Below are 8310 nucleotides of genomic sequence, written 5' to 3' on the forward strand. Positions count from 1 at the left end.
TTGGGAATTGATTCCCAAGCGGTTTGGAGATTCAACCGGATTGGATAGAATCAGAAATACCGATTAGGGATTGAAACGATAGAAACCGTTATTGACGCCGCATCAAAATCGCGCCATTTTCGCTGAGTTTAACCTGCCATTCCGGCAACCAATTCAGATAGCGGATGGGACGATCGCTCGGCATATTCATCGTTTGGAAATTCTCCGCCTGTCCCGGTTCGCTGAAAATGCGATCGTCGAACAAAACCAGAGTGCGGATGTGGGGGGGAAGCACGATCGCATCCTCATCCAAATCGTGGGATAAATCCGGCAATTGATAGTTCTGAAAATAGAGATCCATGAGGCGGTAATAATAATCCCGAGTCAGGACGACGGTAGTTTCCGGGGGGAAGCGATCGCGGACAAATTCGATCCGTTCTCCCACATCCAAATTGAACCGTCGCAACTCTCCGGCAGTCGGCATTCCAGGGGGACCAAAAAGGAAAAATAACCCGTTCAAACCAACAATCGCGGCGGTGACAATTGCCCAGGCTTGGCGGTGATACTTCGAGAGGCGATCGCCCCACCAAACCATCGTCAACCCCCCCATAATCAGAACCGCAGGCATGATGGTAAACGTCTGGGGTTTGCGGCGGAGGTGAACCAAAGAAAAATACAACAATCCCGGAATTAAAGCGGCAAATGAACTCTGAATTTTCCAATCCCGGCGAATCAAATACCCGATCGCCGTGCGATCGCGCACCAACATCCAAAACATGGGAATAATCGCCAATCCCACCACCCGAAAATAAGCCTTCATCAATACCATCACATTGTCGAACACCTCCCCCAAGGAATCCGCATCCTGGCGGGTGGTGTGCACGGGTAGCCAATTTTGCACCAACTCCCAATAACTTTGCCATCCCCCCGCACTGGCAATTAACGGAACGAACCACAACGCCACCGCCAGCCAACCGACTCCAAAGGCTAAAATCACCTGAAAAAAGGTAAACGAATTTTGACTATCAGTTTTGCGGGAACGCCGCCACCCGAAAAACACCGCAACCAAAGCGAGGGGAAGCAAGAAAAAGGGCGTGCTGGGACGAATTCCGCCCGCCAAACCCATCAATATCGCCAAACTAAATAGGGCACGGCGATCGCCCAATCCCGTATAATAGGCAGCAAGATAAATCAGCACCACCCAGCAAAATTCCAAGGCGTGGGAAAACGCCGTTTCGCCGTAGTACCAAAACAGGGGACTGGTGAGGGCGAGTAACGATACACTCCAGCCAACCCGGCGATTGTACCAAGCATTTCCCAACAGAAACAAAGCGGCAACCGTCACCCCCGAGGCGACAATATTGACGGCAACCAAACTCAGCGTCGGATCGTCGATAAACAGGTTAAAAAACCTCGCCATCCAGATAAAAATGATAAACATCCCCGGCATCTGCGGCTGGTTTCGACTGACGTCAAACTCGCGAACCGCCATCGCGAAATGTCCCTCGTCCCCCTCCGGAAATTGGGTGTGGAAGGGGAGGCGAGTCAGTATCGTGAGGGCAAATAGTGCGATCGCGATCGCGGAATCTTTCCAGATGCGATCGCCACTGGCGGACGGTTTGGCGGTTTCTGCGGGACTCAAACTCATGGACAATTTTGGCGACACCCGACGAACTGAATAGCAGTATACCTTGTTCTCGTAACACAAGCTTCCAGCTTGTTTGTGACAGGCAGGATGCCTGTGCTACGGCTTATATACAAAAGAATCTGGATCGTAACTGGCTGGTTTGTGACAGGCAGGATGCCTGTGCTACTATTCTGAAATTTGCCAAATTCCCCAATTCTCGACGGTATCGACGGGGGTTCCGGGGAGCTCGGGGTGCCAGTCAGTGCGAGTGAGGATATAATCAGCTTGGAAACTTTGGGCGATCGCGACTAATTCCGAACCCGACTTTTGGCGGTAGCGATCATCTAAATCGGCGGCAGAAGCATCGACGGTTCCGGTTATTTTTTTCATCCGATCTTCCCATTCCAATATACCGCGATCGGTGAAAGGAAAACTTTTGAACGACCACACCACGGAACGCTGGGAATAGAAGCGAAAATCTTCATCAGACGGGGGAACTAAAACGAGGGCATCTTGGGGACTCTGTTGCCGGAACCGTTCGCCTAAAATTGCCACGGGTTCGTCCGGTTTCGCGACAATTTTTAGGCGATTCGGCATCCAGGAGGCGCCTACAATTATCAAAATTGACAATAGGGCGACTTTCAATAATTTCGGAAACCGGGGAAGGGGTGCGATCGCGGGAAAAAATAGTGTCCCAAACAGAAACAGATCGTAATGATAGTTTAACAGGAAAGTCAGCAGCAGTAAAAAGATGGAGCCATAATCGATCCAATTGAGTTTCTGGGAGGGTATTTGGATGCGTTGTATTGATGCGACAAATAGCAGCGTGAAGATCGCACCGAAGTAGGAACAGAGGAGAATTGACAAAATCAGCATTAAAATAACGATTGAAAAATAGATCCACCGATTTTTAAGTTTGGATAGATAACGGGGGTATAACCAGAGTGTTATGGTGGCGATCGCCAACAAAATCCCGCTATTTTTAATAACGGTAAGGGCGATTAATAGACATCCCAAGGGCAGATTGCCACTCCGGTAAGATTGACTAACCCAAGCCGCGATCGCCATTAAAACCACCAGTTGAATAAAAGGTGTCGTCCTCGCCAGTTGCAGTTTCGCGAAGGTGGCGATCGGGATGATTTCGACGAACACATACCCCAGCAGCAACCCTCCCAAAGCGGCGATAAAAATAACTCGCAGTTTGAATTTATCTTTGGATGTAAAAACCGATGAAATTGAGATTAGAATCCATCCGGAAACTGCGAACCCGATCCAATTGATCCACCCCCGCGATCCGAATAATCCAAATTTAGAATAAATGACGTGGTGGGGGTGGCGAATGTAACCGTAAAGCTCGATAAACTGTCCGTCGTCCATCAGCTCACTTCCCGTCCCTCCGGTGAGTTTCATGGGCAGGTAGACACCGGCGGCGAAAAGGGTTAATAATAGAAAGGCGATTAGTGGGGATTTGTAGGCTGATGAGATCCCCCTAAATCCCCCTTGAGAAGGGGGACTTTCGCTCCCCCTAAATCCCCCTTGGGAAGGGGGAGTTTCGCTCCCCCTCAATCCCCCTTGGTAAGGGGGAGTTTCCATCCCCCTAAATCCCCCTTGGTAAGGGGGAGTTTCCATCCCCCTAAATCCCCCTTGGGAAGGGGGAGTTTCCATCCCCCTAAATCCCCCTTGGTAAGGGGGAGTTTCCATCCCCCTAAATCCCCCTTGGTAAGGGGGACTTTGAATTGGGCGTTCTTGCCGATCAACGTGAGAGCTTCTATAAACTTCTAAAATGGCGAGGGGGGCGAATAATATCCCCGGGAGGACGCCGACCAAAAATTGTAGGAGGCAGGCACAGCCGAATAGAGTATATCCGAAAATCCAGCGACTCTTAAAACAGTGATAAATTCCCCAGATTGAAACAGCGATCGCAAACGTTGCCGGAATGGGTTCAGTGCGGAATAAATCGGTAAAACCGATGGTGCCGTTGGCGGCGGTTAAGCCCAGAAATGCCAGGGTTGAAGCCGCCATGACATTCCGGCACAAAATGCGGGCGATCGCAGACAAACCCAGGACGAATGCGGCCAGTGCGATGAGATAATAAATGAATGTAATCGCCGAAATATTCAATCCCAGCCTTGACAAAACTTCAATTAAATGATAATAATAAAATCGCGGGTTGAATTGCACCATTTCCCGAACGTAAAAATCCCGGGGATAGAGGGTCGGGTCGAGGAGGAATTCGACGGCTGGGAGTTGGTTGCGGAGGTTGGCGGATGCGAATTCGTATCCGTAGAAAATGATCGTCCCCAACAGCACGAAAACCGCGATCGCGGTTCGCCTTAACCCCGTCAACCCAGATTCGGCATCCATAGAAAGTCAGATATGGCTCGGACAGAACTCACTGTAGCCGAGTCCGTCCCGAACTGCCAAGGAACAAATTGGGACCCACCGTCATCTGTAAAAATACCGAGCGATCGCGCCCCGACACGGCCTTTCTATTCCGACCTGCCATTCCAGAATTTGGCGAGAGTCAAAAAAGCTGCCGATCGCCCGGACCGACAGCCTCAAACATACTCCATTCTACCGATTGTAGAATCCCAAGTTCATGGACTCAAAAGTTCCCGGTTTTGCTCCCTAAGTCCCCAAAAAATTACATTTTCCCCTTCCCAGAAGCCCCATTCCGCTCGATTTCTTAAAATTTTCTGCGGGCCACCCTACGCCCCCCGACGCCTCAAATTCCCACCCAAACAGAGATCGGCTGCCATTGCCGAGGCGAATCGTTATGATATATATGTTGAAAAATCTTAATCTTTATTTACAATATGCGATCGTCCCGATTCGGCACCGCCGAGATCAAAGCATTCATCAAGGAAAATATATTCTTCGGGAACGACCCCAGCCCGGAACTGGTCGCCATCCTGACAGTCTACTTCGTCCAGGGAATCCTGGGGTTAGCCCGCCTCGCCGTCAGCTTCTTCCTCAAAGATGACCTGGGGATGAGTCCGGCCGAAACCGCCGCCCTGACTGGGATCGCCTCCCTCCCCTGGGTGGTCAAACCCCTGTTCGGGTTCCTCTCCGACGGGTTGCCCATTTTCGGATACCGCCGCCGACCCTATCTGATTCTATCGGGTCTTCTGGGGGCGCTCTCCTGGGTGGCGATGGCCACCGTCGTCAGCAACCCCGTCACGGCCGGGATCGCGATCGCCCTGAGTTCCCTCTCCGTCGCCGTCAGCGACGTGATCGTAGACTCCCTGGTAGTGGAGCGGGCCCGAAACGAGTCCATCGGCAACATCGGTTCCCTCCAGTCCCTCTGCTGGGCCACCTCCGCCATCGGGGGACTGATCACCGCCTATCTGAGCGGCTACCTCCTGGAAGCCTTCAACTCCCAAACCGTATTCCTGATCACCGCCACCTTTCCCCTGCTGGTATCCGCCATCGCCGGAGCGATCGCGGAAAATCGGATAACCGACGCCTCCAACTGGGAAATCGTCAAAGATCAGGTCAGACAACTGCGGGGGGCCATCACCCAAAAATCCATCTGGCTGCCCACCGCCTTCGTGTTCCTGTGGCAAGCCACCCCCTCCGGCGACTCCGCCTTTTTCTACTTCAGCACCAACGAACTCGGGTTCCAACCCGAATTTCTGGGGCGGGTCCGCCTCGTCACCAGCATCGCCGCCCTGATCGGGATCTGGCTGTTCCAGCGATTCTTCAAATCCGTCCCCTTCCGGAAAATCTTCCTGGGTTCGACCATCATTTCCGCCGTCCTCGGCATGAGCGTCCTGCTGCTCGTCACCCACGCCAACCGGGCCCTCGGCATCGATGACCGCTGGTTCAGCCTCGGGGACAGCCTGATCCTCACCGTCGCCGGAGAGATCGCCTATATGCCCGTGCTCGTCCTCGCCGCCCGCCTCTGTCCCCCCGGAGTAGAAGCGACCCTGTTCGCCCTGCTGATGTCCATTTCCAACCTCGCCCGACTCCTCTCCCACGAGTCCGGCGCCCTGCTGACGCACCTGTTGGGAGTCACCGAAACGAATTTCGATAACCTGTGGCTGCTGCTGACGATCACCAACCTCAGCACCCTTTTGCCCCTCCCCCTGATCCACTGGCTGCCCCAGGTCAGCGCCCGAGGGGAAGAAGAGTCCCCCGAGTCCCCCGACGGCGAACCCGAATCCCTAAATCCGGAATTGGTTCCGGAATTAGTGTCCGATTAGTTATTTTTCAGTCTCAACCATGCAAAATTTGACCTCCAAACCCTCCAAAACCGAACGGCCCTACGATCCCGAAGATTGGAAGCGGGGCTATGGGTCCCAACCGAATGAATACGATTATGCGATCGCCGACATCGACGGAACCATCCCCCCCGATCTCGAAGGGACCCTGTTCCGCAACGGCCCCGGCCTTTTAGATATCGGCGGTCTGCCCATCCACCACCCCTTCGACGGGGACGGCATGATCTCCGCGATCGCCTTCCGGGACGGACGGGCCCACTACCGCAACCGCTACGTCCGCACCCCGGGCTATTTAGAAGAACAAAAAGCCCAGACCATCCGCTATCGGGGCGTATTCGGCACCCAAAAACCGGGGGGATGGCTGGCCAACGCCTTCGACCTGCGAACCAAAAATATTGCCAATACTCAGGTCATTTACTGGGGCGGCAAACTCCTGGCCCTGTGGGAAGCCGCCCAACCCCACCGCCTCGACCCGGAAACCCTGGAAACCCTCGGCATTGACGATCTCGGCGGCATCCTCGAACCGGGGGAAGCCTTCGCCGCCCACCCCCGCATCGACCCCCGTTCTCAATTCAATGGCGGCGAACCCAGTTTGGTGAATTTTGCCATCAAACCGGGACTCTCGACGACAATTACAATCTACGAACTTGCCCCCGACGGCGGACTGGTTCACAAACATGACCATTCGGTGCCCGGTTTCGCCTTCATCCACGATTTTGCCATTACCCCCAATTACTGCATCTTTTTGCAAAATCCCGTCCGCTTCAATCCCCTACCGTATCTGTTCGGACTCTGCGGGGCGGGCCAGTGCATCAATTTTCAACCAAACGAACCCACCCGGGCGATCGTGATTCCCCGCGACCCGAAGCGGCGATCGCACAAAAAAGTGCTCGAAATCGAATCCGGGTTCGTCTTCCACCACGTCAACGCCTTTGAAACGGGGGACGAAATCTATCTCGACTCCATCTGTTACGAATCCTTACCGGGCGTTGACCCCCAGGCGAATTTCCGCGATACTGATTTTACGGTTCTCGAACCGGGTCAACTGTGGCGGTTCAACCTCAACTTAACCACGGGGGAAGTTAAACGCCAAATGGTCGAATCCCGGTGTTGCGAGTTCCCCACAATCCACCCCGATCGCATGGGCCGTTCCTACCGATATTTATACCTCGGCGCGGCGCACCAGCCCGAGGGAAATGCGCCCCTGCAGGGGGTTTTGAAGGTGGATCTCGAAACCGGCGATCGCCAACTTTGGAGCGCGGCACCCCGGGGATTTGCCGGGGAACCCGTGTTCGTCCCCCGCCCGGACGGGAATTCGGAGGATGACGGCTGGGTGTTGATGTTGGTTTACAATAGCGAAACCCACCAGTCCGATGTCGTCATTTTGGATGGCAAGGACGTGAATCAAGGCCCCGTCGCCCGGTTGCACCTCAAACACCATATCCCCTACGGATTGCACGGAACCTTCGCGAAACTTTAAGTTTTAATAAGTTTTCAGTTGTCTCCGCCGACAAAAATTCCGCGCTTTCCCACGGGTTGGGGGCGCGGAATTTTGATGGGAAAAGCTTGCACAGTCGCGGCGATTGTTGACACTCTCCGCGAAGACAGCGACGGAGATTCTTCCTACTTATCTTGAGGTGAACTTTGCCTAATCGAACTCTCGCCTTAGCTCTATTGTTAGAGCCCTTCTGCTTGTGGCTGACTCTTCTCTGAACCCGCTTCAGCTTCGCCTCTCCCAGTCTGTAAAACCGGGGGTTCTCGACCTTGCCGCCCAGCGAATCAGTGTAGAAGTTCTCAAGGCCCACATCCAAGCCGATGGCACTGTGAGTGGGCCGAACCTCTTCACGTCGCTCGACCTGAACACAGAACTGAACATAGTAGCCGTCAGATCTTTTGATCAGCCTGACCCGCTTGATCTGTTCTTTCGAGTAGAAATTGAGATGGCGAGTTCCCTTGAGCTTTAACTTGCCGATTCCCAGCTTGTCAGTGAAAGCAATCGACTGGCGATTATCGGCCAGCTTCCAACTTTGGGTTTTGTACTCGATTGAGCGATTATCCTTCTGGAATTGTGGATACCCTTTTCTGCCAGGGACTTTCTTTTTACAGTTGTCGTAGAAGCGAGAGATAGCCGTCCATGCCCGATCTGCTGATGCCTGTCTAGACATAGCGTTGAGCTTTTCGGCAAACGGAAACTCTTTGGCCAGTACGGCACTATATTTGCTGAGGTCATACTTCCCGGTCTTGGGGGTGTCCATCCACAGGCGGATGCACTTATTGCGAATGAACTGGACAACTCGAATGCCCTCGTCAATGGCGGCGAACTGGCTGGGCTTACCGTAAGCCTTGAACTCAAGTACGAGCATAATTCGACCTAATCAACGCATAATGCTAACTTTTTCAGGATATAACGGCAATGCGGCTAAAGCCGCCGTGTCGCTTTTCCACTCCGCTCTAAAGAGACGGAGCTATCAAGCTCCCGAA

General features: G+C 53.4%; 4 protein-coding genes and 1 pseudogene. 2 read left to right on the forward strand and 3 right to left on the reverse strand.

What is annotated here, in order from left to right; genetic code table 11:
* Window positions 1-88 precede the first annotated feature (88 nt).
* On the reverse strand, window positions 89-1627 hold the full coding sequence (locus tag LKE08_RS08425; RefSeq protein ID WP_324703772.1) for a hypothetical protein: 1539 nt from the start codon (window positions 1625-1627) through the stop codon (window positions 89-91).
* A gap of 165 nt (window positions 1628-1792) precedes the next feature.
* Complete coding sequence (locus LKE08_RS08430; protein WP_324703773.1) at window positions 1793-3970, reverse strand: proline-rich domain-containing protein; 2178 nt, start codon at window positions 3968-3970, stop codon at window positions 1793-1795.
* A 452-nt stretch (window positions 3971-4422) separates the two neighbouring features.
* On the opposite strand from LKE08_RS08430, the gene LKE08_RS08435 reads away from it, so the two are divergent.
* Window positions 4423-5811 carry a folate/biopterin family MFS transporter gene (locus tag LKE08_RS08435; RefSeq protein WP_324703774.1) on the forward strand — a complete coding sequence of 463 codons (1389 nt, stop codon included), beginning with the start codon at window positions 4423-4425 and terminating at the stop codon, window positions 5809-5811.
* Between the two features lie 19 nt (window positions 5812-5830).
* A complete protein-coding gene (locus LKE08_RS08440) occupies window positions 5831-7309 on the forward strand; it encodes a carotenoid oxygenase family protein (RefSeq protein WP_324703775.1) in 1479 nt (492 codons plus the stop codon).
* 121 nt (window positions 7310-7430) lie between these two features.
* Here the strand turns inward: LKE08_RS08440 and LKE08_RS08445 are convergent.
* Window positions 7431-8192 (reverse strand): annotated as a pseudogene (locus LKE08_RS08445) (RNA-guided endonuclease InsQ/TnpB family protein); the annotation flags it as partial.
* Window positions 8193-8310: the final 118 nt, after the last annotated feature.

It is taken from the genome of Lyngbya sp. CCY1209, assembly GCF_035615495.1.
In the GTDB taxonomy this organism is placed as follows: Bacteria; Cyanobacteriota; Cyanobacteriia; order Cyanobacteriales; family Microcoleaceae; genus Limnospira.

Coding starts and splice junctions, on each gene's coding strand:
- LKE08_RS08425 (WP_324703772.1), bottom strand. CDS start 1,627: ATGAGTTTGAGTCCCGCAGAAACCGCCAAACCGTCCGCCAGTGGCGAT.
- LKE08_RS08440 (WP_324703775.1), top strand. CDS start 5,831: ATGCAAAATTTGACCTCCAAACCCTCCAAAACCGAACGGCCCTACGAT.
- LKE08_RS08430 (WP_324703773.1), bottom strand. CDS start 3,970: ATGGATGCCGAATCTGGGTTGACGGGGTTAAGGCGAACCGCGATCGCG.
- LKE08_RS08435 (WP_324703774.1), top strand. CDS start 4,423: ATGCGATCGTCCCGATTCGGCACCGCCGAGATCAAAGCATTCATCAAG.